General features: G+C 74.3%; 26 protein-coding genes. 16 read left to right on the top strand and 10 right to left on the bottom strand.

Going from position 1 to position 25141, the window contains the following annotated elements; genetic code table 11:
• Positions 1 to 9 precede the first annotated feature (9 nt).
• From ACO229_RS08800 to ACO229_RS08770, 7 genes are read left to right on the top strand one after another with little or no spacing between them, the layout of a single operon-like run.
• Positions 10 to 1203, top strand: a complete 1194-nt coding sequence (locus ACO229_RS08800; RefSeq protein ID WP_423464595.1) for a DUF3866 family protein — start codon at positions 10 to 12, stop codon at positions 1201 to 1203.
• Entirely contained in the window at positions 1200 to 1955 is a 756-nt protein-coding gene (locus tag ACO229_RS08795) for a DUF4129 domain-containing protein (RefSeq protein WP_423464594.1), read from the top strand. The genes ACO229_RS08800 and ACO229_RS08795 overlap by 4 nt, the downstream gene beginning before the upstream one ends.
• Complete coding sequence (locus tag ACO229_RS08790; protein WP_423464593.1) at positions 1952 to 2500, top strand: hypothetical protein; 549 nt, start codon at positions 1952 to 1954, stop codon at positions 2498 to 2500. Before ACO229_RS08795 ends, ACO229_RS08790 begins: the two co-directional genes overlap by 4 nt.
• Positions 2493 to 3509 (top strand): AAA family ATPase, encoded by a 1017-nt coding sequence (locus ACO229_RS08785; RefSeq protein ID WP_397430329.1) that lies wholly within the window; start codon positions 2493 to 2495, stop codon positions 3507 to 3509. The genes ACO229_RS08790 and ACO229_RS08785 overlap by 8 nt, the downstream gene beginning before the upstream one ends.
• Positions 3506 to 4900, top strand: a complete 1395-nt coding sequence (locus ACO229_RS08780; RefSeq protein WP_423464592.1) for a DUF58 domain-containing protein — start codon at positions 3506 to 3508, stop codon at positions 4898 to 4900. Before ACO229_RS08785 ends, ACO229_RS08780 begins: the two co-directional genes overlap by 4 nt.
• Complete coding sequence (locus ACO229_RS08775) at positions 4897 to 5517, top strand: hypothetical protein (protein ID WP_423464591.1); 621 nt, start codon at positions 4897 to 4899, stop codon at positions 5515 to 5517. Before ACO229_RS08780 ends, ACO229_RS08775 begins: the two co-directional genes overlap by 4 nt.
• Positions 5518 to 5536: 19 nt before the next feature.
• Entirely contained in the window at positions 5537 to 6046 is a 510-nt protein-coding gene (locus ACO229_RS08770; RefSeq protein WP_397417497.1) for a Dps family protein, read from the top strand.
• Positions 6047 to 6112: 66 nt separating this feature from the next.
• On the opposite strand, the gene thpD is transcribed toward ACO229_RS08770, so the two are convergent.
• The 4 genes from thpD to ectA form a co-directional block, all read right to left on the bottom strand.
• On the bottom strand, positions 6113 to 7015 hold the full coding sequence (gene thpD / locus ACO229_RS08765) for an ectoine hydroxylase (protein ID WP_397430332.1): 903 nt from the start codon (positions 7013 to 7015) through the stop codon (positions 6113 to 6115).
• A complete protein-coding gene (locus tag ACO229_RS08760; protein WP_397417501.1) occupies positions 7012 to 7431 on the bottom strand; it encodes an ectoine synthase in 420 nt (139 codons plus the stop codon). The genes thpD and ACO229_RS08760 overlap by 4 nt, the downstream gene beginning before the upstream one ends.
• Positions 7428 to 8813 (bottom strand): diaminobutyrate--2-oxoglutarate transaminase, encoded by a 1386-nt coding sequence (gene ectB / locus ACO229_RS08755; protein ID WP_397430359.1) that lies wholly within the window; start codon positions 8811 to 8813, stop codon positions 7428 to 7430. Before ectB ends, ACO229_RS08760 begins: the two co-directional genes overlap by 4 nt.
• Before the next feature lie 137 nt (positions 8814 to 8950).
• Entirely contained in the window at positions 8951 to 9469 is a 519-nt protein-coding gene (ectA, locus tag ACO229_RS08750) for a diaminobutyrate acetyltransferase (protein WP_397417503.1), read from the bottom strand.
• A gap of 224 nt (positions 9470 to 9693) precedes the next feature.
• Between ectA and ACO229_RS08745 the strand changes: the two genes are divergently transcribed.
• Entirely contained in the window at positions 9694 to 10326 is a 633-nt protein-coding gene (locus tag ACO229_RS08745; RefSeq protein WP_397430333.1) for a GNAT family N-acetyltransferase, read from the top strand.
• A gap of 48 nt (positions 10327 to 10374) precedes the next feature.
• On the opposite strand, the gene ACO229_RS08740 is transcribed toward ACO229_RS08745, so the two are convergent.
• Positions 10375 to 10983, bottom strand: a complete 609-nt coding sequence (locus ACO229_RS08740) for a tyrosine-type recombinase/integrase (RefSeq protein WP_423464590.1) — start codon at positions 10981 to 10983, stop codon at positions 10375 to 10377.
• 59 nt (positions 10984 to 11042) lie between these two features.
• On the opposite strand from ACO229_RS08740, the gene ACO229_RS08735 reads away from it, so the two are divergent.
• From ACO229_RS08735 to ACO229_RS08710, 6 genes are all read left to right on the top strand, one after another.
• On the top strand, positions 11043 to 11723 hold the full coding sequence (locus ACO229_RS08735; RefSeq protein ID WP_423464589.1) for an IMPACT family protein: 681 nt from the start codon (positions 11043 to 11045) through the stop codon (positions 11721 to 11723).
• Positions 11724 to 11790: 67 nt separating this feature from the next.
• Positions 11791 to 13185, top strand: a complete 1395-nt coding sequence (locus ACO229_RS08730; RefSeq protein ID WP_423464588.1) for an ABC transporter substrate-binding protein — start codon at positions 11791 to 11793, stop codon at positions 13183 to 13185.
• The gene (locus tag ACO229_RS08725) at positions 13182 to 14102 is read left to right on the top strand and encodes a carbohydrate ABC transporter permease (protein ID WP_423464587.1); all 921 of its coding nucleotides are present in this window, start codon (positions 13182 to 13184) and stop codon (positions 14100 to 14102) included. Before ACO229_RS08730 ends, ACO229_RS08725 begins: the two co-directional genes overlap by 4 nt.
• Positions 14103 to 14136: 34 nt before the next feature.
• The gene (locus tag ACO229_RS08720) at positions 14137 to 14985 is read left to right on the top strand and encodes a carbohydrate ABC transporter permease (RefSeq protein WP_423464586.1); all 849 of its coding nucleotides are present in this window, start codon (positions 14137 to 14139) and stop codon (positions 14983 to 14985) included.
• A complete protein-coding gene (locus ACO229_RS08715) occupies positions 14982 to 16388 on the top strand; it encodes a Gfo/Idh/MocA family protein (RefSeq protein WP_423464585.1) in 1407 nt (468 codons plus the stop codon). Before ACO229_RS08720 ends, ACO229_RS08715 begins: the two co-directional genes overlap by 4 nt.
• A complete protein-coding gene (locus ACO229_RS08710; protein ID WP_423464584.1) occupies positions 16385 to 18859 on the top strand; it encodes an alpha-N-acetylglucosaminidase TIM-barrel domain-containing protein in 2475 nt (824 codons plus the stop codon). The genes ACO229_RS08715 and ACO229_RS08710 overlap by 4 nt, the downstream gene beginning before the upstream one ends.
• 22 nt (positions 18860 to 18881) lie before the next feature.
• On the opposite strand, the gene ACO229_RS08705 is transcribed toward ACO229_RS08710, so the two are convergent.
• The 3 genes from ACO229_RS08705 to ACO229_RS08695 form a co-directional block, all read right to left on the bottom strand.
• Positions 18882 to 20309, bottom strand: coding sequence for a UTP--glucose-1-phosphate uridylyltransferase (locus tag ACO229_RS08705; RefSeq protein ID WP_423464582.1), 1428 nt, complete (start codon positions 20307 to 20309; stop codon positions 18882 to 18884).
• A gap of 9 nt (positions 20310 to 20318) precedes the next feature.
• Complete coding sequence (locus tag ACO229_RS08700; protein ID WP_397417524.1) at positions 20319 to 20939, bottom strand: L-threonylcarbamoyladenylate synthase; 621 nt, start codon at positions 20937 to 20939, stop codon at positions 20319 to 20321.
• A 100-nt stretch (positions 20940 to 21039) separates the two neighbouring features.
• Positions 21040 to 22026 (bottom strand): threonine ammonia-lyase, encoded by a 987-nt coding sequence (locus ACO229_RS08695; RefSeq protein WP_423464581.1) that lies wholly within the window; start codon positions 22024 to 22026, stop codon positions 21040 to 21042.
• Positions 22027 to 22121: 95 nt separating this feature from the next.
• Here ACO229_RS08695 and ACO229_RS08690 point away from each other — a divergent pair, with 95 nt between their 5' ends.
• Both ACO229_RS08690 and ACO229_RS08685 read left to right on the top strand, forming a co-directional pair.
• Positions 22122 to 23042 (top strand): LysR family transcriptional regulator, encoded by a 921-nt coding sequence (locus ACO229_RS08690; protein WP_397430342.1) that lies wholly within the window; start codon positions 22122 to 22124, stop codon positions 23040 to 23042.
• Between the two features lie 81 nt (positions 23043 to 23123).
• On the top strand, positions 23124 to 23582 hold the full coding sequence (locus tag ACO229_RS08685; protein ID WP_397417531.1) for a VTT domain-containing protein: 459 nt from the start codon (positions 23124 to 23126) through the stop codon (positions 23580 to 23582).
• 64 nt (positions 23583 to 23646) lie between these two features.
• On the opposite strand, the gene ACO229_RS08680 is transcribed toward ACO229_RS08685, so the two are convergent.
• Together ACO229_RS08680 and ACO229_RS08675 are read right to left on the bottom strand one after the other, a co-directional pair.
• Positions 23647 to 24210 carry a DinB family protein gene (locus tag ACO229_RS08680; protein WP_423464580.1) on the bottom strand — a complete coding sequence of 188 codons (564 nt, stop codon included), beginning with the start codon at positions 24208 to 24210 and terminating at the stop codon, positions 23647 to 23649.
• Positions 24207 to 25097 carry a class I SAM-dependent methyltransferase gene (locus ACO229_RS08675; RefSeq protein WP_423464578.1) on the bottom strand — a complete coding sequence of 297 codons (891 nt, stop codon included), beginning with the start codon at positions 25095 to 25097 and terminating at the stop codon, positions 24207 to 24209. Before ACO229_RS08675 ends, ACO229_RS08680 begins: the two co-directional genes overlap by 4 nt.
• Between the last annotated feature and the right edge of the window lie 44 nt (positions 25098 to 25141).

Below are 25141 nucleotides of genomic sequence, written 5' to 3'. Positions count from 1 at the left end.
CTCCAACCTGTGATGACGTGGCGGATCGGTACGGTGATTTCCACAGGCAAGGCCTGGCGCGGGGCACGCGAGCTCGAGGTGACCCTCGACCGGCCCCTGCCCGGCGCGCGCGACGACGGCGCCACCGGCCCCGTCACCGTGCGTGCCCTGGCCTACACCGACCTCGTCGGCGACCCCGCCACCGGGGACGCCCTGCTGCTGAACGTGTCCGCGCTGGCCCGCGGTCTCGGCACCGGCGGGTACGCCCTCGTCGTCGGCCCCGCGTCCGCCGGCACCACCCTGCCGCCCGACCCCGAACCCGGACCCGGCCACCTCGTCAAGGCCCGGTACACCCCCCTGCAGAGCATGGTCCTCGGCGTCGACGAGCAGGAATCACCCCACCACGCCACCCTCGCCGACGCCGACACCCTGGACGGCATGCCCGTCGTGGTCGCCGACCTGCACTCCGCGCTGCCCGCCGTCGTCGCCGGCCTGCGGCACGCCCCCGGCGGCAGCGACCTCAAGGTCGCCTACGTCATGACCGACGGCGGAGCCCTGCCCGCCGCGTTCTCCCGCACCGTCGCCGCCCTGCGCGACGCCGGCTGGCTGACCACCTGCGTCACCGTCGGGCAGGCCTACGGCGGCGACCTGGAGGCCGTCACCGTGCACACCGGGCTCCTGGCCGCCCGCCACGTCGCCGGGTGCGACGTCGCCGTCGTCGCCCAGGGACCCGGCAACCTCGGCACCGGCACCCGGTGGGGCTACTCCGGCGTCGCCGCCGGCGAGGCCGTCAACGCCGCCGCCACCCTCGGCGGCCGCCCCGTCGCCTCCCTGCGCGTCTCCGGCGCCGACCCCCGCGACCGGCACCTCGGCATCTCCCACCACTCCCTGACCGCCTACACCCGCGTCGCCCTCGCCCCCGCCGACATCCCCGTGGCCGCACCCACCCCCGACGTCGAACGCCTCACCGGCTGGGGAGACGACCTCACCCGCCGCATCCGCGCCCAGGCACCCGCCCTGACCACCACCCCGGCCGGCCACATCCTCGTCGACGTCCCCGCCGACACCACCCTCCTGGACACCCTGCGCACCTCCCCCGCCGGCCTGCGCACCATGGGCCGCGGCCTGGACGCCGACCCCGCCTCCTTCGTCACCGCCGCCGTCGCCGGACTGCACGCCCACCACCTCGCCACGGCACCCGCCACCGCACCCACCACCGCATGAGACCCGCCACCCGCCTGACGATCACCCTCCTGCTCGTCACCACCGCCGTCCTCGGCGCCGCCACCGCCACCTCCTGGGACCTCGACCCACCCCACCTGCCCACCCCCGCCCTCACCCTGGCCCCACCACCCGTCACCGCACCCGACGCCAGCCCCACCCCCACGACCCAGCCCCTGCCCGACACCACCCCCGACACCACCTGGCTCGCCCTCACCGCCGCGATCATCGTCGGCCTCCTCCTGCTCGCCGGCGCCACCCGCCTCGTGCGCCACCTCCTGGCCACCTACCGCGCCCGCACCACCACCCACCCCGACACCCTCCCCGGCGGCACCACCACCGCCGCCCTCGACCACGAGGTCGACATCCCCGAGATCCAGGACGCCGTCACCCGCGCCCTCGCCCACCTCCAGGGCCACACCCGCCCCCGCGACGCCGTCGTCGCCGCCTGGGTCGCCCTCGAGGAAGCCGCCGAACGCGCCGGCACCCACCGCGACCCCGCCCAGACCACCACCGAGTTCGCCGGCACCGTCCTGGCCGCCACCCCCGCACCACCCGCCGCCGTCACCCGCCTGCGCACCCTCTACCAGCGCGCCCGCTTCACCGACCGCCCCGTCGACCGCGCCGCCGTCGACCAGGCCCGCGAGGCGCTCGCGGACATCGCCCGCAGCCTGGAGGTACCCGACGTACCTGCCGCCCAGGACGCCACGCACGACGGCGGCCCCGGCGCACCCGGCCCGAGGGGCACCCCGTGACCGGCGCACCATGGAACCCACGCCGGATCGTCGTGCCCACCGTCCTGGTCGCGCTCGGCGCCGGCGGTCTCGCCTGGTGGAGCGTCATCGACCTCTGGCACGCCGCCGCGGCCACCGCCCTTGCCTGCGCCGTCAGCATCGTCTGGGCCGCCACCGAGACCACGGTCGCCGACCCCGAGTGGCCCCGCACCGCCGTCGACGCCCGCCCCGGCGGACGACACGACGTCTCCGACCTCGGGTGGTCCGTGTTCGGCCGCGACGGCCTCGTCACCGACCGCGTCGTACGCCGCATCCGCGCCCTGGCCGTCGACCGGCTCCGCGCCCACGGCGTCGACGCCGAGGACCCCGCCACCCGTCCCGAGGTCGAACGCCTCCTCGGCACCACCGTCGTCCGCCAGCTCGCCTCCGGCATGCCACCCCGCGCCCGCACCGTGCAGGGCTGGCTCGACGCGATCGAACGCCTCGGCCCCGCACCCGACCCCGCGCGCCGCACCGCCTCCCCCGACGCACCCACCGACACCGACCCCGAGGAGCACCGTGCCTGACCTCAGCACGCCCGACACCCCCGGCCCCGCCCACCCCACGGCCACGCCGCTGCCCGTCGCCGAGGTCGCCGCACTGGGCGAACAGGTCCTCACCGAGGTCGGCACCGCCGTCGTCGGCATGCACGACGCCCTGCGCACCGCACTGGCCACCATCCTCGCCGGCGGCCACGTCCTGTTCGAGGACGTCCCCGGCCTCGGCAAGACCCTCGCCGCCCGCTCCCTGGCCACCGCCCTCGGCCTCGACTTCGCCCGCCTGCAGTGCACCCCCGACCTGCTCCCCGCCGACATCACCGGCTCCTCCGTCTTCGACCCCGCCACCCGCACCTTCGAGTTCCGCCCCGGACCCGTCTTCACCGGCCTCTTCCTCGCCGACGAGATCAACCGCACCGCCCCCAAGACCCAGTCCGCACTCCTCGAAGCCATGGCCGAACGCCAGGTCTCCATCGAAGGCACCAGCCGCCCCCTGCCCCACCCCTTCCACGTCCTGGCCACCTCCAACCCCGTCGAGTACGAAGGCACCTACCCCCTGCCCGAGGCACAGCTCGACCGGTTCATGGTCCGCCTCGCCGTCGGCTACCCCGACCCCACCCAGGAAGCCGAGGTCCTCACCCGCCGCCTCACCCGCCGCCAGGAAGCCGCACCCGTCCACCAGGTCGTCGACCCCACCACCGTCCTCGCCATGCAAGCCGGCACCGAAGCCGTCCCCGTCGACCCCGACGTCGTGCGCTACTGCGTCGACCTCACCACCGCCACCCGCCACCACGACGCCCTCGAGGTCGGCGCCTCACCCCGCGGCTCCCAGAACCTCGTCCTCCTCGCCCGCGCCGTCGCCGTCCTCGACGGCCGCGACTACGTCCTGCCCGAAGACGTCAAGCGCATCGCCGTCCCCGTCCTCGCCCACCGCATCACCCTCACCCCCACCGCCTGGGCATCCGCCACCCGCCCCGAGACCGTCATCACCGACCTCCTGCACACCGTCCCCACCCCCACCACGGTGCGCACCCCATGACCATCGGCGGCATCATCGTCGAACGCGGCCGCACCTCCCGCGGCACCCGCGCCGACGCCACCCGCGGCTGGCGCCCCACCTCCGCCCACACCGCCGCCACCGTCACCGGCGTCCTCCTCCTGGCCACCGCCGTCCTCGCCGGACGCCCCGACCTCGCCCTCATCGGCATCCCCGGCCTCCTCGCCGCCACCTGGGCCACCACCACCCGCCCCACCACACCCCTGCACGCCACCCTCCGCCAACCACCCGGCCCCACCACACCCGGCGAGCTCGCCGCCACCCTCCACCTCACCCCCGGCCCCACCCCCCACGACACCACCGACATCGCACACCTCCGCATCACCGCCACCGGCCACCGCCCCACCCACCTGGCGCTCGCGGCCCGCCCGCCCGGCGGTCTCGCCGACGACGGCGCACGGCACGTGCCGCTCCGCCTCTCCTCGGTCCGCACGGGACCCCAGGACACGTTCACCGTCGACGTGCGCGGCTCCCGTCAGCACACCTGGGAGGAGGAGCCGACCACGGTCGGCGGGGCCCGCCGCCTCGTCGTGCCCGGCTCCGCCCCGCTCGGTCGCCTGCCCCTGCCGAACCGGCTGCGCGGCCTCACCGGCCCCCACTCCTCCCGCCGGCTCGGCGACGGCTCCGAGCTGCGCGACATCCACCCCTTCACCCCCGGCGACCGCCTGCGCCGCATCGACTGGCGCACCACCGCCCGACGCTCCCCCGACCTCGACACCCTCTACGTGCGCCGCACCTACGCCACCGCGGAGGCGACCGCCGTGCTCGTCGTAGACTCCCGCGACGACGTCGGCCCCGACCTGCGCACCTGGCGCGGCTACGGCATTCTCCGGGTCGACGAGCCGACCTCCCTCGACCTGGCCCGGCACGCCGCAGCGTCCGTCGCCCAGGCACTCGTCGACGCCGGCGACCGCGTCGGCCTGGAGGACCTGGCCCGGCGCCGCCGCCCCCTGCCGCCCGCCGCCGGACAGCGCCACCTGCGCCGCGTCGTGCACGGCCTCGCCCTGGCGCACCCCACCGGCCGCGCCGCCGGCCACCGGGTCCGGCCGCCCCAGGTCCCCGCGGACGCCGTCGTCTACCTCTTCACCACCCTGCTCGACGACGCACCCCTGCAGCTCGTGCGCACCTGGCGCGCCACCGGCCACCCCGTCGTCGTCGTCGACACCCTGCCCGACGTGCACCCCGTCACCGAGAACCACCTGCGGATCGCCTGGCGCATCACCCGACTCGAACGCACCGACCGCGTCGCGACGCTCGAGGGCGAGGGCGTACCCGTCGTGCGCTGGGCCGGCTCCGAGCGCGACCGTGCCGCCGCCCGCTTCGAGGCCCTGGCCCGCGCGGCCCGGCGGCACGTCCCGGGGCGACAGCAGTGATCCGCGCCGCCCTGGCCGCGTGGACCGACCGGGTCCGCTCCCGGCGCACCGACCCCGCCCGCCGGCCCCTGCCCGAGATCACCACCGTCACCGGCCCCACCCTGCGCGGCTGGGTGCTCCGGCTCGCCCTCCTGGTCCTGACACCGGCCCTGGTCCTGACCGCGGCGTCGCGCACCCCCGGTCTCGCACCCGCGCTGCTCGCCACCGTCGTGGTGCTCGGCACCGGGCTGCTCGTCCTGCGGCCGACCCCGGCCACCGCGGGCGGCGTCGTCGTCCTGGCCGCCGTGCTCCTGTGGGGACTCGAACCCGGACCGTTCGACCCCTGGGCCCTGCTCGTCGCGCTGCAGTCCTACCTCCTGACCCGCCTCACCTGGTGGGCCGGCCACGTGCCCGCCCGGGGCCGCGTCGAGATCGCCGCCCTCCTGACCGGCTGGCGCCGCGACGTCGTCGTCCTGGCCGCGACCGCCGTGCTCGGCGCGCTCGCCCTCCTGGCCTCCGGCACCACGCTGCCCGGCGCCGTCCTGCTCGCCGCGCTCGCCGTGGCAGGCACGGCGGCGCTCGCGCTGGCGACCGGGCGCACCTCGCGTGACGATGGATCCAGCGAACCGGAAGCCTGACCGGAAGAGAGGTCCCGTCATGTCCCCGAAGCTGCCCCGCTACACCGTCCCGTCGCTCACGCCCGAGCAGGGCGCCCAGGTCGCGGAGATCCTCCAGCGCAGGTTGCACGCGCTGAACGACCTGCATCTCACGCTCAAGCACGTGCACTGGAACGTCGTGGGGCCGCACTTCATCGGTGTCCACGAGATGCTGGACCCGCAGGTCGAAGCGGTGCGGGCGATGGTCGACCAGATCGCCGAGCGCATCGCGACGCTGGGCGTGGTGCCCGTCGGGACGCCGGGTGCCCTGGTCGAGGCCCGCACCTGGGACGACTACAAGCTGGGCCGGGCGCCGGCGATCGAGCACCTGGCGGAGCTCGACGTGGTCTACGACGGCGTGATCACGTCCCACCGTGCGGCCGCGGACGAGACGGCCGGGCTGGACGACGTGACGAACGACCTGCTGATCGGGCACCTGCACGACCTGGAGCAGTTCCACTGGTTCGTGCGGGCGCACCTGGAGTCGGCGTCGGGTGCTCTGCCTGACTGATCCACCACCCGGGCGCCCGGACCACCTGCATGGTCCGGGCGCCCGGGTCGTTCCTGCGCGGGTTTCTCAGCCGACCGGGGTGAACTCCCGGGCGCCGAGGAAGGCGGGGCGTGCCGTCCCCGCCGAGAACGGCGCGACGGCCGTGTTCTCGACGCTGTTGTAGACCAGGAAGATGTTCGAGCGCGGGTACGGCGAGATGTTGCCGTTGGAGCCGTGCATGCAGTTGCAGTCGAACATGACGGCACTGCCGGCGCGGCCCGCGAGCACGTCGATGCCGTGCTCGTCGGCCATGCGGGTCAGGATCTCCTCGCTGGGGGTGCCTGCGTTCTGCATGACCAGGGACTGCTTGTAGTTGTCCTCGGGCGTGGTGCCGCTGCACGAGACATAGGTCTTGTGCGTGCCGGGCATGATCATCAGCGGGCCGTTGAACGAGTAGTTGTCCGTCAGCGAGATCGAGATGCTCACGGTGCGCATCCGGGGCAGGCCGTCCTCGGCGTGCCAGGTCTCGAAGTCGGAGTGCCACGCGAAGTCGCCCCCGCCGAAGCCGGGCTTGAGGTTGACCCGGCTCTGGTGGATGTAGACGTCGGACCCGAGGAGCTGCCGTGCCCGGCCCACGACGCGCGGGTCGGCGGCGATCCGCGCGAACACGTCGCTGGTGCGGTGCACCTCGAAGATGGTCCGCACCTCCTGGGAGGTGCCCTCGATGATGGTGCGTTCGTCGGCGCGCACCGCGGGGTCGGTGGACAGCCGGCGCAGCTCGGCCCGGAACTCGTCGACCTCGGCGGGTGTGACCAGGTCCTCCAGCACGAGGTATCCGTCGCGGTCGAAGCCGTCCAGGAGGTCCTGGTCCAGGGGGCCGTCGGCGGCCGTGCCCCAGACCACGCGGTCCGCACGGGGGATCTCGGTGGCGTCGCCCTCGACGCGCGTCGGGTAGAGGTCCTCGGTCCTGTCGGTGGTGCCCGTCGTCATACGGCAGCCCCCTCCTTCGTGTCGTCCGTGCTCTCGGTGATCAGCGGGTAGACGCCGTCGGCGTCGTGCACCTCCCGTCCGGTGACGGGCGGGTTGAAGGTGCAGATCAGCCGCAGGTCGGTGGTGGGGCGCATGGTGTGCCGCTCGTTGCCGTCCAGGAGGTACATGGTGCCGTCGGAGATCTGGTGCACCTCCCCGGTCTCCCGGTTCTCGAGCTCGCCGGTGCCGCCCACGCAGTAGACGGCCTCGATGTGGTTGGCGTACCACATCTCGGTCTCGGTGCCGGCGTACATGGTGGTCTCGTGGAACGAGAAGCCCACGCCCTCCTGGGCCAGCACGAACCGGCGGCTGCGCCAGGTCTCGGAGCGCACGTCGCGGTCGGTGCCCTCCAGGTCGGTCAGTCGCGTGACGATCACTTGTTGTCCTCTCCTCGGGGTCGGGTCTGCTGTGCTGGGGTCTCGTGAGGGCCGGGACCGGCCTGGTCCGTGACGGCCGGCGCACCGAGCACCTCGGCGGTCGCCGCGGCGATGACGTCGATGCCGGACCGCAGCTCGTCGGCGGTGATGGTCAGGGCCGGCATGGTCTTGAGCACCTCGTCCTCGGGCCCGGACGTCTCGACCAGCAGGCCCCGCTCGTACGACGCCGCCGCGATGCGGCCCGCCGCCGTCGGGTCCGGGAAGCGGATGCCGGTCAGCAGCCCGCGGCCCTTGACGACGGCGTCCTCGTAGCCGTGCGCGATCCGGGCCAGCCCGTCGTGCAGCTCGGTGGCGCGCTCCTGGACCTGGGCGGCGAACGTCCCGTCGGACCAGAACTCCTCCAGGGCGGCGGTCGCCGTCACGAACGACGTGTTCTGGCCGCGGAACGTCCCGTTGTGCTCACCGGGCTCCCACTGGTCCAGCTCGGGCCGGATCAGGGTCAGCGCCATCGACAGGCCGAAGCCGGAGATCGACTTCGACAGGCAGACGATGTCGGGCGTGATGCCCGCCTCCTCGAAGCTGAAGAAGTCGCCCGTGCGGCCGCACCCGGCCTGCACGTCGTCCAGGATGAGCAGGATGCCGTGCTCCCGGCAGAGGTCGGACAGGGCGCGCAGCCACTCGGGGCGCGCCGCGCTCAGGCCGCCCTCGCCCTGCACGGACTCCACGATGATCGCGGCCGGCTTGTCGACGCCCGAGCCGCTGTCGCCCAGCACCCGCTCCAGCCACAGGAAGTCCTCCGTGGCACCGGAGAAGTAGTCGTCGTACGGGATCTTGGACGTGTTCGTCAGCGGGAGGCCGGCGCCGTTGCGCTTCATCGAGTTCCCGGTCACCGACAGCGCACCCAGCGTCATGCCGTGGAACGCGTTGGTGAACGACAGCACGTGCTGCCGGCCGGTCACCTTGCGGGCCAGCTTGAGGGCGCTCTCCACGGAGTTGGCTCCCGTGGGCCCCGGGAACATGACCTTGTAGTCCAGGTTGCGGGGCGCCAGCACCCGGTCCCGGAACGCCGTCAGGAACGCCCGCTTGGGCACGGTGTGCATGTCGAGGGAGTGCACGATCCCGCCACTGCGCAGGTAGTCCACGAGCGCGTCGAGCAGCACCGGGTGGTTGTGCCCGTAGTTGAGCGCCCCGGCCCCCGCGAAGAAGTCGAGGTAGCTGCGGCCGTCCTCGGCCTGGATGGTGCTGCCGGCCGCCGTCGTGAAGGTCGCGGGCCAGCCACGGCAGTAGCTGCGGACCTGGGACTCGAGCTCGTCGAAGATGTCACCCCCGCCGGCCGGGCCGGGGATGCTGCTGGTGCTGCTGGTCGTCGGGTCGATGGGCATCACGGTGTTCGGGCGCATGGCTCCTTCCACGGTCCGGCCCTGGTGACCGGACTCGGCTGTGGTCGTGTGGTGGTACTGGGTCTGGTACGGAGATCTGGTGGGGTTCGACCCGGACCCGGGTCAGGAAGGGGACGGCGTCAGGCGAGCGGGCCGATGCGGAACACCAGCTCCGCGTCGTGGCCGTCCGGGAACGCCTCCGCAGGGAAGACGGTCCGCACGTCGACGGGCGCACCCTGTGCCGACGCGAAGGACATGAACAGGGCGATCGACGCCGTGTTGTCCGAGGTGATGGTGGTCTCCACGTGGGTGCAGCCCGGATGCCGGTCCGCGAGGTGCGCGAGCATCCGGGAGGCCAGCCGCTGTCCGCGGTAGGCGTGGTCCACGGCGACCTGCCAGACCATCAGCGTGGTCGGCTCGTCGGGCCGGACGTACCCCGTGACGAACCCGGCGGGCTCGCCGTCGACGGTCACGATCACGGACGTCCGGGCGAAGTCACGGGCCCAGAGGAGATACGCGTAGGACGAGTTGAGGTCCAGCGTCTTGCTGTCGCGCGCGAGGCGCCACATCGCTGCTCCGTCATCGACGGTGGGCTCCCTCAGCGCCACCGTGGTCTCGGTCGGATGGATGTGCTTGAGTTCCTCTTCGAGGTTCTGCATGACAAATCGACCGTAACGAACTTGGGCGACGAATGCACATTGCCGTCCCATGACACTCCCGTTACCGGGGTGTTCCGGCGGCAAATTCACGGTCACGACCCACACCCGCCCACCCGGCCCTGACCGGCACCAGCACACCGCTCCCGCCACATCCGGCACCCCCGGATCCGGCCGCCAGGTCACAGACCGGTCACAGTTCCGCGCAGCAGGCTAATGTGCCTCGCGTGACCGAGCCCTTCATCCGCCCCTACCGCACCACCGACCGCGCCGACGTCGCCGACATCTGCGTCCGCACCGCCGCGGCCGGCGGCGACGCACGCGGCCTCTACTCCGACGACCTGCTCATGCCCGACGTCTACGCCCTGCCCTACGTCGAGCACTCCCCCGACCTCGCCTGGGTCGTCGAGCACGACGGCCGCGCCGCCGGGTACGTCATCGGCGTGGCCGACACCCAGGCCTTCGCCGACTGGTGGGCCCGCGAGTGGAACCCGGGCTTCACCGCCCGCCACCCCGCGCCCGGCCCCGCCACCGGCGCCGACCCCGGCTACACCGAGGCCCAGCTCCTGCACGACGGCACCGACCCCCAGCGCATGGTCCGCGGACTGCGCCACGGCGAGCTCACCACCCACCCCGCCCACCTGCACATCGACCTGCTCCCCGTGCTCCAGCGCCGCGGCCTCGGCTCCCGGCTCATCGACACCCTCCGCGCGGCGCTCGCCGACCGCGGGGTACCGGGCCTGCACCTCGGCTACGCCGCGGAGAACACGGCCGCCCGGAAGTTCTACGACCGCTACGGCTTCACGGAGCTCCCGTCGTCGACGCCGACGTCCCCGCTCCTCGGCATCACGACCCGTTGAGAGATGGACGTCCGTCCGGCCCGCCGGGAGAGCACGGACGTCCAGCACTCAGCGGTCCTCCTGGGCGGCGTCCTGCCAGGCCCGGCGGATCTGTTCGAAGCGGGTCGGGAGGGGCGGGCGGAGGGCACCGTAGCGGGCGTTGGTACGGTGCACGAACCGGCGCCAGGACAGGACCAGCCCCTGACGCGTGATGGGCAGCCCCGACGCGACCGTCGTGCCGTTGTCGTGCGTGTGGTGCACCGTGAGCAGCAGCGCGCGCGGCACCGAACCCTCCAGCTCGGCCGCCAGCTCCTCCCGGACCACCATCCAGTGCTTGAGGAGCACCACGACCTCGGCGGGCAGCAGGTGCCGCCGGGGCGTGCGGTGCTTGCCGTGCCGCACCAGCACGCTGCCCTCCGACGTCCGGGCCCGCGCCGGCCCCAGGTCGACGTCCTCGACGCGGACCCGCAGCAGATCGCCGTACCGGGAACCGGTCGCCCGCACCAGCCCCGTGATCACGGCGAGCCGCACCGTCTCCGGCTTGGCGCCGGGCCGCATCGCCTCGGTCGACAGCTCACGCCACACCCACTCGGCCTCCTCCAGGCTCACGGGCGGCCGCGGGTACCGGCCCGGCTCCCCGGCCCCTGCTGGTGGTGACGTGGCATCGGTGCTGGTCATGGTCTCAAAGTACGCTTGGCACACTATTAATGGAAGAGGACGCGCCGTAGGCTCGTGCGGTGGACCTCCCCAGCACCATCGCCCGGCCCGTCGACCACGAGCTCGTCGTCAAGAAGTCCCGGTTCCTCGCGCACCTCGCACCCGCCACCACCGTGGCGGCGGCCGACGCCGTCATCGCCCGCCGGCGCAAGGAGCTCTGGGACGCCCGCCACCACTGCGTGGCCCTGGTGCTCGGCACGCACGCGGCCGGTACGCCCCGGACCGCCCGCTCCTCCGACGACGGCGAGCCCAGCGGCACCGCCGGCGTGCCCATGCTGGAGGTGCTCCGGCACCGCGAGGTCACGGACGTCGTCGCCGTCGTCACCCGGTACTTCGGCGGCGTGAAGCTCGGCGCCGGCGGACTGGTGCGCGCCTACTCGGGCGCCGTGGCCGCCGCGCTCGACGTCGCCGCGACCTCCGGGGCGATGCTCCGCCGCGAGCTGCTGTACGAGGTCGAGGTACCGGTCCCCCACGCCGACGCCGGCCGCATCGACAACCTCCTGCGCGACTGGGCGTCCGGGCACGGCGCGGTGATGGAGCCGCCGAGCTACGGCTCCGTCGCGCACCTGCGGCTGCTGGTGCCGCGCGCCGAGCTGGACGCGCTGACCGCCGACGTCGCCGCCGCCTCGGCCGGTGCTCTCCTGCCTGACGTCGGCGATGCCCGGGTGGTCGACGTGCCCGTACCGGCGCGTCGGCCTTGACTGCCGCCGTGCGGGGGTGAATTGTCTGGGGCACCCAGTCTGCGCCTGCACCGTGGAGGGACCGACCATGCACCGTCGCATCCGCCCGACCGCCACCGTCGTCGCACTGACTGCCACCGCAGCCCTCCTGGCCGGGTGCGGCGCACCCGGCCAGGAGCCCGCCGACACGATCACCTTCTGGACCCCGCAGTCGACGCCGGACCGCGTGGCCGCGCAGGAGGCGGTCGCCGAGCAGTTCACGCAGGAGACCGGCATCGAGGTCGACGTCGTCCCTCTCGCCGCCGCCGACCAGGACCAGGCCCTGGTCACCGGGGCCGCCTCCGGCGAGGTGCCCGACGTGATCCTCGCCGGCGCCGCGCAGGTGACCTCCTGGCAGGCCCAGGGCCTGCTCGACACCGACGTCGTCCAGGCCGCGATGGAGACGCTCGACCCCGCGACGTTCAACGAGAACGCGCTCGGGGCGGTCACCGTGAGCGACGGGGACACGGGCGAGAGCACCCTCGCCGCCGTCCCGAGCGACGGCTGGGTGCACCTGATCGCCTACCGCACCGACCTGCTCGACCAGGCGGGCGTGGACGTGCCCACCACGGTCGCCGAGCTGGCCGACGCCGCCACCACGATCGAGCGCGAGCTCGGCGTCACGGGCATCGCCCTCGGCACCCAGCCGGGCACGGCGTCCGGCACCGAGGGCATCGAGTCCGTCTTCCAGTCGGCGGGCTGCCGGCTGGTGTCCGACGGCGCCGTGACGATCGACTCCCCCGAGTGCACGCAGGCCGCGGCCCGGTTCAAGGAGCTGCGCGACTCGTCGGTCGCGGGCGACTACGACGTCGAGTCCGCCCGCGCGGCCTACCTGGCCGGCGACGCCGCGATGCTGCTCTTCTCGACCCACGTCCTCGACGAGCTCGCCAACCTCGACGAGGCCGTGCCGCCCACCTGCGAGCAGTGCGCCGACGACCCCGCGTTCCTCGCGGAGAACTCGGGCTTCATCACCGCGCTGGAGCCACCCGCAGGCGCCGAGACGGCCCAGTTCGGCGCCACGCTCGCCTACGCGGTCCCCGCCCGAGCGCACGCCGAGGAGGCCCGGCGGTACATCGAGTACGTCATGGACGAGGGATACGCCGACACGCTCGCCGTCGCGACGGAAGGCCGCCTGCCGCTGCGCACCGGCACACCCGAGGAACCGACCGCGTTCCTGGACGCGTGGGGCGGGCTCGGCTTCGGGCCGAAGGTCGAGTCCTCGGTCGCCGAGGTGTACGGCGACGACCTCGTGACCGCCATGGGCGAGGGCATGACGGCCGTGTCCCGCTGGGGCCAGGGCACCCCCGACGCGACGCTCGCCGGCCTCGTGGCCACCCAGGGCACGCTCGCGCAGCAGCTCGACCCCCTGTACCGCGGCACCGCGCCCGCCGAGGTGACGCGGCAGATGGCCGCAGAGGTGACGGCGCTGCAGCAGGACCAGTGACGTCCGCCCGCGCCCGGGAGCACCGGTCCGGCTGGCTCCTCGTCTCGCCGTCGCTGGCCGTCGTGGCGCTCGTGGTGCTGCTGCCGTTCGCCCTCGTGGTGGTCTTCGGGTTCTCCGAGACGCGCCTGGTCGACATCCCCTACCTCGGCACGGAGCCCGTGGAGTGGTCGCTGGACAACTTCCGGCGGGCCGTCGCCTCGCAGGCGTTCTGGGGCGCGCTGTGGACCACCGTGCTGTACGCGGGGCTGACGGCCGCCGGGTCGCTGGCCGTGGGCCTGGTGCTCGCCCTGGCGCTGCGGCGGCCGTTTCCCGGCCGCGGCGTCGTCCGGGCGCTGCTGCTGGTGCCGTACGTGCTGCCCGTGGTCGCCGCGGCCACCATCTGGAAGACCATGCTCAACCCCCAGTACGGGCTGGTGAACGCGCTCGGCCGGGCCTACCTGGGCTGGGACACCCCGGTCGGCTTCCTGAGCACCACCAGCGCCGACGTCTGGGGCGTGCCCGTGCCGGTCGCGCTGCTCGTGGTGGTGGTGTTCGACATCTGGAAGTCCGCGCCGCTCGCCTTCCTCTTCCTCACCGCGCGCCTCCAGTCGGTGCCCGGCGAGATCGAGGAGGCCGCCGCGCTCGACGGCGCGAACCGCCGCCAGGTCCTGCGGTTCGTGCTGCTGCCGCAGCTGCGCGCTGTGGCGCTGCTCCTGCTGCTGCTCCGGTTCATCTGGTCGTTCCAGACGTTCGACGACGTCTACCTGCTCACCGAGGGCGCGGGCAGCACCCAGGTCATGGCCATCCAGGTCTACACCGAGCTCGTCACGAAGGCCGACATCGGCAGCGCCGCCGCGTTCGGGCTCCTCATGAGCCTGATCCTCGGTGTGCTGCTGGTCGGGTACGTGCTGCTGTCCCGCCGGACGAGCGAGACGTGAGACCAGTGGTGAGACCAGTGGTGAGAGGGGAACCATGAGCGGTGTGCGTCCCACCCGTGCCGCGCGCGCCGGCCGAGCCGTCGTCGTCGCCGTCGCGCTGCTGTGGTCGCTGGGCCCGGTCGCCTACGGCGTCGTGCTGTCGATGCGCCCGTACGGCGAGGTCACCCGCGACCCGCTCGGCCTGCCCTCCGGCCTGGACCTGTCCGCGTTCGCCACGGCGATGCGCGACGAGGCCGACGGCGGGTTCGGGCTCGGCCGGTTCGTGCTCAACTCCCTGGGCGTGGCCGCCGGGACCGTGGTGCTGAGCGTCGCCGTGTGCGTGCTCGGCGCCTACGCCGCCGCCCGCCTGCGGTACCGGGGCCGGGCCGTGACCAACGGCATCATCCTGGCCGTCTACCTGTTCCCGGGGATCGTGCTCGCGGTGCCGAAGTTCGTGATCCTGTCCCGGCTGGGGCTGACCAGCTCCCTGGTCGGGCTGCTGATCGTCTACGTCGCCGCGACCGTGCCCGTGGCGCTGTACATGATGCGCAACTTCTTCCTGGCACTGCCGGCCAGCGTCGAGGAGGCCGCCGTCATGGACGGCTGCTCGCTGGGCCAGCTCCTGGTCCGGGTGGTGCTGCCGATCGCCGTGCCCGGCGTGGTCGCCACCGCGATCTACGTGTTCATGATCGCCTGGAACGAGTACTTCTACGCGCTGCTGTTCCTCGTGCAGCACCGCGACCTGTGGACGGCGCCCCTCGGCATCGCGCAGCTCGGCGACTTCCAGGTGCCGGTCACGGTGCTCCTGGCCGGTTCCATCGCGGTGACCGTGCCCGTCGTGATCGTCTTCTTCCTCGCCCAGCGGTACATCGTCTCGGGTCTCGTGCAGGGAGCCGAACGATGACGGGGCCGCTGCGGCTCGCCGTGCTCGGCGCGGGTGGTCGCGGGGCGGACGCCTACGGCCGCTGGGTGGCCGCGCACCCCGACCGGGCGCAGATCGTCGCCGTCGCCGACCCGGACCCGGCGCGCCGGGACGCCCTCGCGGGCACGACGGCGGCGCGCTACCCGGACTGGCGGGCGCTGGTGGCCGATCTCGGCGGGCCCGACGCCGCGCCGCACGCCACGCCGCATGCCGTGGCCGACGCGGTGGTGGTCGCCCTGCCGGACGCCCTGCACGTCCCGGCCGCGGCCGCCGTCGCCGAGGCCGGGCTGCCGATGCTCCTGGAGAAGCCCGCCGCCCCGACCCTGACCGGGCTCACCGACCTGGCCCGCGTGGTGCGCCGCACGGACGCCCGGGTCGCCGTCGGGCACGTGCTGCGGTTCGCGCCGTTCTGGCGTGCGGTGCGGGCGGTCGCGGCATCCGGGACGCTGGGCGATCTCGCGACGATCGAGATCCGCGAGAACATCGGGTTCTGGCACTTCGCGCACTCGTTCGTGCGGGGCAGCTGGAGCAGCGCGGAACGGTCGAGCCCGATGGTGCTCGCCAAGACGTGCCACGACCTCGACCTGATCCGCTGGCTCGCCGGGGCCCCGCCCCTGACGGTGACGAGCGAGGGGTCGCTGCTGCACTTCCGCCCGGAGAACGCGCCCGACGGCGCCCCGGCACGCTGCACCGACGGCTGCCCGGCGGCGGCCGACTGCCCCTTCTACGCGCCGCGCTACTACGTGGACGCCCTGCGGGACCGCACCGGCCACCCGGTCACCGTGCTCGGCGACGACGTGTCCCCCGCCGGCCGGCTCGCGGCCCTGCGGAGCGGCCCGCACGGGCGATGCGTCTACCGGTGCGACAACGACGTCGCCGACCACCAGCAGACGCTCCTGCGGTTCGCCTCCGGCCTCACCGCGACGCTCACCGCCAGCGCGTTCACCGCGGAGAACACGCGGCACCTCGCGATCACCGGCACGCGGGGACAGCTCCACGGGCACATGGACTCCGGCGAGATCCGGGTGGACCTGTACGCGCCGTCGGGCCGGCTGCCGCAGGAGCTGCTCCCCGCCGGCGTCGATGTCGTCGCCTCCGGGACGGCCGGACCGCTGCGGCATACGACCCACACGCTCGTCGCGCGGTCCGAGTCGGTGGCGGCCGACCACCGCGGTCACGCCGGGGGCGACGACGGCCTCATGGACGCCTTCTGCCGTGCCGTGACCGACGGGACCGTGGGACGCGGCGAGCTGTCGTTCGCCACCGCGCTGGACAGCCACCTCATGGCGTTCGCCGCGGAGCGGTCACGTACCGGCGGGGGCGTGGTGGACTTCCCGGCCTGGGCAGGGACGGCGCTCGGGGACGCGGGGCGGGACGTGCCATGACGAGGGCCGAGGGGCTCGGGTCGCACGGTGCGGGGACCGGAGGCGCGGGGACCGCGGGTTCCGGTGGCGGCGGGATCGCCCTTCCCGGTGGCGGCAGCGCGGGCGCGGCGTGGGCCGAGGCCGTGCGTGGTGTCGCGGCACGTGCGGGGATCGACCCGGGGCGGGTCACGGTCGAGGCGCTGCCCGTCGCCGTCCCGGACGCGACCGCTCCGGACGCGACCGTCCCGAACGCGACCGTCCCGGACCGCGCCCCCGCGGGCGGAGCCGCCGACTACGGCGCCGCGCACGGCCACCTCACCCTCCGCGCGACGGACCCGGTGGCGGCGTCGGTGGCGCTGGGCCGGTACGCACGCCGGTACCTGGGTGTGCGGTTCACGTGGCGGCGGCCGACCCTGGGCCGCCCGTCCGGCCCCCTGCCCGACGCGCCCCGTACCGCGCTGTCGTCCCCGCACGGCATCCGGTACCACCTCAACGTCGTGACCTTCGGGTACTCGACCCCGTTCTGGGGCTGGGAGCGGTGGGAGCGCGAGCTCGACTGGATGGCCCTGCACGGCATCACGCACCCGCTCGCGCTCGTCGCGCACGAGGCGGTGCTGGCCGAGACGTTCCGCCGGTCCGGGCTGCCGGAGGCGGTCGTCGCCGAGTGGATCGGCGGCGCCGCGCACCTCCCGTGGACGTTCATGGGCGGCATGCACTCGTTCGGCGGGCCGCTGCCCGCACGCTGGCCCCACCGCCGCGTGGACCTGGCGCGGCGGATCCTCGCCCGGATGCACGAGCTGGGCATGACACCGGTGCTCCCCGGCTTCGGCGGGCACGTGCCGCCCGCCCTCGCGGGTGCAGGTGCGGGTGCGCCGCCGGACCGGTACCCGCCGGGCGAGATCGAGTGGCAGGGCTGGCGCACCCCGCTGCTCCACCCCGCCTCGCCGCGGTTCCAGGAGCTGCACGCCGTCTTCGGGCAGGTCCAGCGCGAGCTCCTCGGCCCAGGGACCGGGTACTACGCCGTCGACCCGTACATCGAGTCGGTGCCGCCGTCGGGCGACCCCGAGCACCTGCGCGCGGCCGGCCGCGGGACGTACCGTGCGCTCGCCGCCGCGGCCCGGGCCGCGGGCGAGCCGGAGCCGGTCTGGGTACTGCAGGGCTGGCCGTTCCACTACAAGGGCGCGTTCTGGACCTCCGCCCGGACGGCGGCGTACCTGCGCGACGTCCCCGCCGACCGCTCCCTCGTGCTCGACCTCTGGGGCGAGCACGTGCCGCTGCACGAGGCGCTCCTCGCCGACGGCGCCCCGATCGCCGGACGCCCCTGGGTCTGGTGCGCGCTGCACAACTTCGGCGGGCGGCCGGCCCTGTTCGGCGACCTGGCCGGCCTCGTCCGCGACGTCACGAACCTGCCCGACGGCGTGCCTCACCTGCGCGGCGTCGGCCTCGCCCCCGAGGCGATCGAGAACAACGAGGTCTTCTACGAGCTGGCGACGGACCTCGCCTGGGACGACGGGCCCCGCTCCCCCGCGGAGCTCGACGGCTGGCTGGAACGGTTCGTGCTGCGGCGGTACGGGCTGGGCGGTCACGGGCCGGACCGGGCCGGGTTCGACGGTGACGGCCTCGGCAGGCTCGGGTCGGATGACGGCCCGGCCCGGCCCGGCCGAGGTGTGTCGGGTGACGGCTCAGACGATCTGGTGGGTATGGCGCTCCGCGCTTGGCACACTTTTTTCTCGACCCTCTACGGCCCCGGCCGCACGCGTTCCGTCCCGACGCCCGTGATCGCCCGGCCCTGGACAGCCGGCCTCCCCTTTCCTGCTCAGCGCAGCGCGGGCGAGTCCCTCGCGGCACCGGCGCCCGCCACGCCGTCGTCCGACGTGGACGCCGAGAACGACCCCGCCGTCGGTGCCGCGCTCCCCCGCCTCGCCCGGGCCGCCGGGGATCTCCGGACGGTGCTCGATGCCCTGCCCGCCGACGATCCGGGGCGGGACACGCTGGCCGCAGACCTCGCCGACGTCACGGCGCACGTCCTGGCCCAGGGCACCCGGACGCACGTACGCGGCATCCTGGCCGCCGCCCGCGCGGGCGACCCCGCCGGCGTCCGCTCCCACATGGCACGACTGCGCGCGGACCTGCTGGAGCTCGACGACCTCGCCGCGGCCCGCCCCGAGACGCGGGTAGCGACCTGGGTCGACGCCGCCCGCGCCTGGGGCGACACCGACGCCGAGCGGACGGCCATGGAGCGCGAGGCCCGGAGCCTGGTCAGCGTCTGGGGCGGGCAGCACAACGGCCTGCACGACTACTCCGGCCGGCACTGGCACGGCCTGGTCCGCGACCTCTACCTGCCACGCTGGCAGGCCTGGGCCGACTGGCTGGCCGGCCTCGCGGCAACGGGTCCGGTGCCACCGGACGCCGATCCGGCGGCCCTGCGCCGCCGGATCGTCGCGATCGAGGAGGCGTGGCGAGCGGGCGGGCCAGGCGCGGCGGGACGATAGCTCGCGGTCAGAGCCGTCGCGGTCAGAACCCGTCCGGACCGATCGTCGCCCCGTCGGGCACGGTGCCGCCGTCGCCGGACAGCGCCGCCTTCCCCTCGGCGCGCACGCCAGCGCCGAAGGTCCAGTCCCCGTGCACGGTGAGCGAGTCGGCGTCACGCAGCGAGGGCGCCCCGGCGGCGAACCGCCGGGTGAAGCCGTCGATCAGCTTGTAGTGGGCCTTGTCCAGGTCGACCAGGGGTGCGGGGGCCTGGGCCTCCAGCCGGTACTCCGGGGTCAGGTCGTACACGTCGGAGCGCAGCACGAGCAGGTCGTTGGTGGTCTTGACGGGCAGGAACCGGGACCGCTCGACCTCGATGGCGGTCGCCCCCTCGAAGACGGCGACGGCCGCACCCATCGCGGACTCGATCTGCACCACCGCGGGCGACGAGGAGTCGGCCGGGTCGACCGTCTTGTCGTTGCGGATGAGGGGCAGCTCGAGCACGCCGCCGGTGCGCTCCAGCTCGGCGGCCAGGGCCTCGAGGTTGAACCAGAGGTTGTTCGTGTGGAAGAACGGGTGCCGCGTGGCGTCGAGGGAGGCGGCGACGTCGTCCGGGTGGGTCTGGGCCGTCTCGCGCTGGACGATGCGGCCGTCCGCCTTGCGGATCACGAGCTGTCCGCCCTTGACGTCGGCGGGGGTCTTGCGGCACAGCTCCGCGGCGTAGGGGGCACCCGAGGCGGCGAACCAGCCGGCGATGGTGGCGTCGGGCGTGGCGCCGAGGTTGTCCGAGTTGGAGACGCACATGTACCGGAAGCCGGCCTCCAGCAGCGCGGTGACGACGCCCGAGGCGTGCAGCGCCGGGTAGAGGTCGCCATGGCCGGGCGGGCACCACTCCAGCTCGGGGTCCTTCTCCCAGGTGACGGGCGTGAGGTCGTCGGCGCGCAGCTTGGGCTCACGGTTCTGCAGGAAGTCGACGGGCAGCCCGTCGACGGCGATGTCCGGGTAGCGCTCCAGGGCCGCCAGCGAGTCGTCGCGCGTCCGGAACGAGTTCATGAACAGCAGCGGCAGCCGGGCGCCGGTGGCCTGCCGGGCGGCGCGGACCTGGCCCACGATGATGTCGAGGAAGGTGAGGATCTCCGTGCCGCCGGGCGCCTCGCGCACCGGGAGCAGCGACTTGGCCTGGTCCATGCCCATCGAGGTACCGAGCCCGCCGTTGAGCTTGAGCATCGCGGTCTGCGCGAGGGCGGCGGCCGCCTCGTCGTCGCCGATGCTCAGCTCCGCCCGGTTCGGGATGTCGACCAGCGGCTCGACGTCGTCCTCGCGGATCAGGCCCGTCTCACCCGCCTGGAGCAGGTGGTAGAACCGCGTGAAGGTCTCGATGGCGGCGGGGGCGACCCCCGCCTCGGTCATCTTGGTGCGGGCCTGCTCGAGCCCGGCGGGGTCCGTGGTGGAGGAGGGCGTGGAAGACGGCATGGCAGAAGGCTATTCGAAGCGCGAGGGGTCGCCCGCGCCGATTCGGACGACCTGGGGATAACCGTCCGACCAGTCCACGACGGTGGTCGGCTCGGTCCCGGCGTCGCCGCCGTCGACCACGGCGTCCAGCACGTGGTCGAGCTCCTCCTTGATGGTCCAGCCGTCCGTCATCGGCTCGGCCTGGTCGGGCAGGATGAGCGTCGAGGACAGCAGCGGCTCACCCAGCTCGCGCAGCAGGGCCTGTGCCACGGCGGAGTCGGGGATGCGCACGCCCACGGTCTTCTTCTTGGGGTGCGCCAGGCGCCGGGGCACCTCGGCCGTGGCCGGCAGGATGAACGTGTACGCACCGGGCGTGGCCGCCTTGATGGCCCGGAAGGCGGAGTTGTCCAGCTTGACGAGCTGGCCGAGCTGGGCAAAGTCCGAGCAGACGAGCGTGAAGTGGTGCTTGTCGTCGAGCCGCCGGATGCGGCGGATGCGGTCGGCGCCGTCGTGGTACTCCATGCGGCAGCCCAGCGCGTACGAGGAGTCGGTCGGGTAGGCGACGAGCGCGTCGTCGCGCAACATCGCGACGACCTGGCCGATGGTGCGCGGCTGAGGGTCGACGGGGTGGACGTCGAAGTAGCGGGCCATGCGGGCGAGCCTAGCCGGGGGCCTGGGTCGGCGCGTCCTGGGTCGGCGCGTCCTGGTCGGCGCGTCCTGGTCGGCGTCCCCGGTCAGCGCCGAGCCGCCGTCAGCGCTCCTCGCCCAGCGCGCGGCGCAGCTCGTCCGCGCTGGCGTTCCCGCCCGTGCAGACCACGCCGACGCGCCGGCCGGCGAACCGCCCGGGAGCCGCGAGGACGGCGGCGAGGGCCGCCGCCCCCGCGCCCTCGGCGACGGTGCGGGCACCGGTGAGGTAGAGGCGCTGGGCGGCGGCGATCTGGTCGTCGGTGACGAGCACGAAGTCGGCCAGGTGCTCGCGCATGATCGCCTGCGTGACCTCGAACCCGCACCCGACGGCGAGTCCTTCCGCGCGCGTGGTGTTCGCCCGTTCGGCGAGGGTCCCGGTGTGCCACGAGTCATGGGCCGCGGGCGAGGCGGCGGACTGCACGCCGATCACCTCGGTGCCCGGCGCCACCGCGGCGGCCACGAGACTCGCCGCGGCGGCACCCGACCCGCCGCCGACGGGTACGACCAGCACGTCCAGGCCCGGCGCCTGCTGGAACAGCTCCAGGTACAGCGTGCCGACGCCCGCGATGATGTCCGGCTCGTTCGCCGCACCCACGAGGCGCGCACCGGAGTCCCGTGCGAGGGCCGTCGCCTGGGCCCGGGCGTCGTCGAAGGTGGCGCCATGCAGCAGGACGTCGGCGCCCAGGTCGAGCACCGCGCGCAGCTTCAGGGGGTTGGGGTCGTCGGGCATGACGATGGTGCAGGAGGTGCCGGTCAGGCGTGCGGCGTAGGCCACGCCCTGCGCGTGGTTGCCCGTGGAGTACGCGACGACGCCGCGGGCGCGCTCGGCGTCGGACATCCCCAGGAGCAGGTTGCTCGCGCCGCGTGCCTTGAAGGCGCCGGTGCGCTGCTGGTTCTCGTGCTTGACCACGAGGGTGGCGCCGGTCGCGCGGTCGAGCTCGGGGTACTCCCCCACGGGCGTGCGGACCACCGTGCCGTCGAGGCGCGCCTGGGCGGCCAGCACGTCGGCGATCGTGGGCAGCGCGGGGGCGATCGTCGCGGGGTACGTCATGGAACCAGCGTGACCCGACCATGACCCATAGGTCCAATACCTGTTACGAAGACTTTCGATCGATGCTGCCTATCTTTCTGGGTTAGCCTGGAGGCATGACCGCAGAGCTTGACCTCACCCGGCTGCGCGTCCTGGCGGCGGTGGCCCGCACCGGCTCCGTGACGGCCGCGGCCAAGGAGCTGCACTACGCACAGCCGTCCGTGAGCCACCACCTGTCCCGCCTGGAGGCCGACGCCGGCATCCCGCTGCTCCAGCGCCACGGGCGCGGCGTCCGGCTGACCGAGGCCGGACGCCTGCTCGCCAACCGCGCCGAGGAGATCCTCGGGCGCGTGGAGGGAGCGCGCCGCGAGCTCGACGCCCTCGCCGGCCTGCGCGCCGGGCGCGCGCGGCTCGCCGCCTTCCCGTCCGCCCTGGCCACCGTCGTGCCCGACGCCGTGGCCCGGCTCGTGCAGGAACACCCGGGCCTGTCCGTGGGCCTGGTGGAGCACGAGCCGCCCGACGCCGTGGCCGCGCTCCAGTCGGGCGCCGTCGACGTGGCGCTCGTGTTCGAGCACGTCGACGTGCGCCACGCCCGGACCATGGACGACCTGTCCCGCTTCGAGTCCACGACGATCCTGGACGACCCGGTCAACCTCGTGACCGCCGCCGACCTGGACGCCGCACCGGGACCCGGTCACGTGCCCGACCTGCGCTCCCTCGACGACGAGGAGTGGATCGCGGGGTGCGAACGCTGCCGGGCCGACCTGGTCGCGCGCTGCGCCGCCGTCGGGTTCGCCCCGCGGATCGCGTTCGAGACCGACGACTACGTCGCCGTCCAGGCGCTGGTCGCCGCGGGCGCGGGCGTGAGCCTGCTGCCCGGCCTGACCCTGCGCGCGCACCGGCACCCGGGCATCGCGACGGCACCGCTGCCGGGTGCGCTCCGCCGCGTCATGGCCCTCACGGTGGGGCCGCCCGCACCGCCCGCCGAGGCGCTGATTCGGCAGCTCGTCGCCGCAGGCGCTAACGTCCCCGTGTGACCACGGCCACCTCGCCGAGCCCCGCGCCGCCCCGTCCGCCGGACCCGCCCCGCCCGCGGGCCTGAGCGCGGACCCGGCACCATGCTCCTCGTCTCCACGTTCTTCTACTCCGCCGCCGCTGCCGTGGCCGCATTCCTCGCGCTCGAGGGATACCTGGCCATCGCGGCGGCGGACCAGACGTACCCGAGCACCGTGCTCGCCGCCGTCGCGGCCGTGGGCCAGGTCGCCGGCAAGCTGCTCTGGTACTGGGCCGGAGCGGGGACCACCCGGCTCCCCTGGCTACGGCGCAAGCTCGAGTCGCCCAAGGTCGCGGCCACGATGTCCCGCTGGCGCGACCGGACCGACGGCCGCCCCGTCTACACCGGCCTGGTGCTGCTCGCCTCCGCGTTCGCCGGCGTACCGCCGTTCATGGTGATGTCCGTGGTCGCGGGCGTGCTGCGCGTGCGGATCTGGCTGTTCGTGAGCACGGGGCTGATCGGCCGGTTCCTCCGGTTCTGGCTCGTGCTGGAGGCCGCCGACTACGCGTGGTTCCTGCTCTGACCGTGTTCCTGCACGGGACTCCTGCGCGGTATTCCTGCGCAGCGTTCCTGCGCAGCGTCGGCGGTCAGAGGTCGGTCGCTCCGTCCAGGGCCTCTCGCAGCAGGTCGGCGTGCCCCGCGTGCCGGGAGTACTCCTCGACCATGTGCACCAGGATCCAGCGCAACGAGATGCGGCCGCGACGCCCCGGACGCACCGTGAGCCGGTCGAGCGCGGGCTCCTGCCGCGCCGCCGACTCGGCGAGGACCTGGTCCAGGATCCGCTCGGACGCCGCGACGGCGTCGCGGAACCCCGCGGCGAGCTCCTCCGGAGTCTCGGCCAGCGCGCTGTTCCAGTCCCAGTCCCGGTCCGTGGACCAGTCCACGGTGTCCCACGGCGGGGCGGGCTCGTTGCCGAGCAGGCGCACCGAGAACCAGACGTCCTCGACGTAGGCCAGGTGCTTGAGCATCCCGGCCAGCGTCATGGTCGACGGCGGGTGCGGGGTGCGGAGCTGCTCCACCGACAGCCCCTCGCACTGGCGCAGGATCGTCGCGCGGTAGTAGTTCACGAACGCCCGCAGCATCGTCACCTCGTCGGCGGCGAGCGGCAGGTCGGGCCGGGGGACGGCGCTGGTCTCGGGTGCGGTGCTCATGGCGCGACGGTACCCGGGGCCACCGACATCCCGGCGCCGACCGTCCCCAGCGCCAGGACGTGCTGGCTCATGTCGGTCACGCCGGGCGTCGTCGACAGGGCGCGGGCGATCGTCAGGGCCGCCTCGACGAGCGCCGGCGTGCCCGGGTCGTCCAGCGCGACACGCTCCAGCGCACCGCCGGCCGGCCCCTCGACACCGTGCACCACGACGTCGAGCAGACCCGCCTCCGTCGCCTCCGCAGCGAGCTCGGCCGCGTCGTGGAAGTGGGCGGCCGGGAACGGCATGTCCGCCGGCGCCTCGCCTCGTTCGAGCGCACCCCGCCAGACCGACGCGTCGAACGCCTCGTACCCCCCGCCGACCAGAGCCCCCAGCCGCGTGATCCCTGCGGCCACGACCGTCCCGCCCGGCCGGGTCACCCGCACCGCCTCGCGCAGCGCGCGCAACCGGTCCGCCCGCCCGGCGAGGTGGTAGAGCGGACCGAGCAGGAGGACGGCGTCGAAGGCGTCGTCCTCCAGCCCCACCTCCGCCAGATCGCGCGCGTCGCCGACGCGCGCCTCGAACGTGCCGTGCTCAGCCGCGCGCGCCACCTGTGCGGGCACCGGGTCCACCAGCACCACGTCGTAGCCGTCGGCGGCCAGCGGCGCGGCGTGCACCCCGGTGGCACCGCCGACGTCGAGCACCCGCGCACCGGGCGCGAGCCGCTCCCGGACGAGCTCCTGGGTCCTGGTGTGCTCCACGGGACCCTGCGCCGACAGCACGGTGAGGCGGGCGTGCTCGTCCCAGCCCGTCCGGCCCGAGTAGTACTCCTGCACGCGCTCGTCCAGCCGCCCCTGGTCCGGCGCGGTGCGCGCCACGTCCCGCTCCGCCGCCTCGCTCCCGTGCTCCATGGCGCGACGGTAACGACGTCCGTCGGGGAGCCGCCAGGTGATTC

Origin of the sequence: Promicromonospora sp. MS192, assembly GCF_049532985.1 — a bacterium.
Classification (GTDB): domain Bacteria; phylum Actinomycetota; class Actinomycetes; order Actinomycetales; family Cellulomonadaceae; genus Promicromonospora.
Note: the sequence above shows the minus strand (reverse complement) of the source record. Positions and strands in the feature narration are given on the sequence as shown.

Bases quoted from the DNA above. Each gene is read 5' to 3' on its own strand.
- ACO229_RS08795 (WP_423464594.1), top strand. From the start codon at position 1,200: ATGAGACCCGCCACCCGCCTGACGATCACCCTCCTGCTCGTCACCACC.
- ACO229_RS08780 (WP_423464592.1), top strand. From the start codon at position 3,506: ATGACCATCGGCGGCATCATCGTCGAACGCGGCCGCACCTCCCGCGGC.
- ACO229_RS08770 (WP_397417497.1), top strand. From the start codon at position 5,537: ATGTCCCCGAAGCTGCCCCGCTACACCGTCCCGTCGCTCACGCCCGAG.
- thpD (WP_397430332.1), bottom strand. From the start codon at position 7,015: ATGACGACGGGCACCACCGACAGGACCGAGGACCTCTACCCGACGCGC.
- ectB (WP_397430359.1), bottom strand. From the start codon at position 8,813: ATGCCCATCGACCCGACGACCAGCAGCACCAGCAGCATCCCCGGCCCG.
- ectA (WP_397417503.1), bottom strand. From the start codon at position 9,469: ATGCAGAACCTCGAAGAGGAACTCAAGCACATCCATCCGACCGAGACC.
- ACO229_RS08740 (WP_423464590.1), bottom strand. From the start codon at position 10,983: ATGACCAGCACCGATGCCACGTCACCACCAGCAGGGGCCGGGGAGCCG.
- ACO229_RS08730 (WP_423464588.1), top strand. From the start codon at position 11,791: ATGCACCGTCGCATCCGCCCGACCGCCACCGTCGTCGCACTGACTGCC.
- ACO229_RS08720 (WP_423464586.1), top strand. From the start codon at position 14,137: ATGAGCGGTGTGCGTCCCACCCGTGCCGCGCGCGCCGGCCGAGCCGTC.
- ACO229_RS08715 (WP_423464585.1), top strand. From the start codon at position 14,982: ATGACGGGGCCGCTGCGGCTCGCCGTGCTCGGCGCGGGTGGTCGCGGG.
- ACO229_RS08710 (WP_423464584.1), top strand. From the start codon at position 16,385: ATGACGAGGGCCGAGGGGCTCGGGTCGCACGGTGCGGGGACCGGAGGC.
- ACO229_RS08705 (WP_423464582.1), bottom strand. From the start codon at position 20,309: ATGCCGTCTTCCACGCCCTCCTCCACCACGGACCCCGCCGGGCTCGAG.
- ACO229_RS08700 (WP_397417524.1), bottom strand. From the start codon at position 20,939: ATGGCCCGCTACTTCGACGTCCACCCCGTCGACCCTCAGCCGCGCACC.
- ACO229_RS08695 (WP_423464581.1), bottom strand. From the start codon at position 22,026: ATGACGTACCCCGCGACGATCGCCCCCGCGCTGCCCACGATCGCCGAC.
- ACO229_RS08690 (WP_397430342.1), top strand. From the start codon at position 22,122: ATGACCGCAGAGCTTGACCTCACCCGGCTGCGCGTCCTGGCGGCGGTG.
- ACO229_RS08685 (WP_397417531.1), top strand. From the start codon at position 23,124: ATGCTCCTCGTCTCCACGTTCTTCTACTCCGCCGCCGCTGCCGTGGCC.
- ACO229_RS08680 (WP_423464580.1), bottom strand. From the start codon at position 24,210: ATGAGCACCGCACCCGAGACCAGCGCCGTCCCCCGGCCCGACCTGCCG.
- ACO229_RS08675 (WP_423464578.1), bottom strand. From the start codon at position 25,097: ATGGAGCACGGGAGCGAGGCGGCGGAGCGGGACGTGGCGCGCACCGCG.